Source organism: Brachyspira catarrhinii, assembly GCF_005518285.1.
GTDB classification, from domain to species: domain Bacteria; phylum Spirochaetota; class Brachyspiria; order Brachyspirales; family Brachyspiraceae; genus Brachyspira; species Brachyspira catarrhinii.
Map to the genome: position 1 here is coordinate 1 of NZ_SJDU01000626.1, position 887 is coordinate 887.

Sequence of the window (887 nt, forward strand, 5' to 3'; positions counted from 1 at the left end):
ATTATCAAATGCAATTTACGGATGAAGATTTTGTCGAATTCTTTAGCGATTTTATAAAAGCAAAAACGGAAGAAGTCGTTTTTAGCAAATAAGGGGATAGTATGGGTTCGTATTATTATCTTATATCGGGTCTTCCAGAAGTAAAACTCTCCGATTCGAAGGCTAAATACGATATTAACGAGATTACTCAAAGTATATTGTCGGGTTTAAGCGGTAAAGACGCGAAACTTTTCAATTACTTTATTTATCAAAACGATAATAAAAATTTGGCAAACGCTATAGCCGTTTCAAAAGGATTATTTAGTCCTTATAATATTCATTTAGAACCTTCAAATTTTTCTAAAGAAGAGATTCAAAAATATTCTAATCTTTCAAATTTGCCTAATTATATGGCTAAATTTTTGGAAGATAATAAAAATACCGAGTGGGAAAATATAAGGCATATAGAAAATTCTTTGTTGAATCTTTATTATGAGGAAATGATAAATACGGGAAACGGTTTTATCAGAGAATACGCTTTATTTATGCGTAATTTGAAAAATATATTGGCGGCTTTAAACGGAAGAGCTTTGGGTTTTAGCGGAGATTTGATTTTTAAAGAATTGATAGGCGATTATCCTTTAATAAATGTTTTGACAAAATCTACCGCCGCCGACTTTGGATTAGGAAAAGAAGTTCCTTATATAAATAATATTATAGAAACTTTTAATTCTTCCGATAAAGCGGACCCTTATAATATGGAAAATATAGAATGTTCTTTAGTGAACGAATTTTTGGAGAAAGCGACTTCTATAAAATCTTTCACTACGGATAATCTTTTCGCTTATTATATAAATTTAACCTATGCCGTTAGTATAAACGGAAGGAACGAAGAAGAAGGTAAGAAA

General features: G+C 30.2%; 1 protein-coding gene. It reads left to right on the plus strand.

Annotation, left to right across the window (positions count from 1 at the left end; translation table 11 throughout):
- Positions 1-101: 101 nt before the first annotated feature.
- The coding region (locus tag EZH24_RS12715) for a DUF2764 family protein (RefSeq protein WP_137999404.1) at positions 102-887 on the plus strand (786 nt) is incomplete at its 3' end.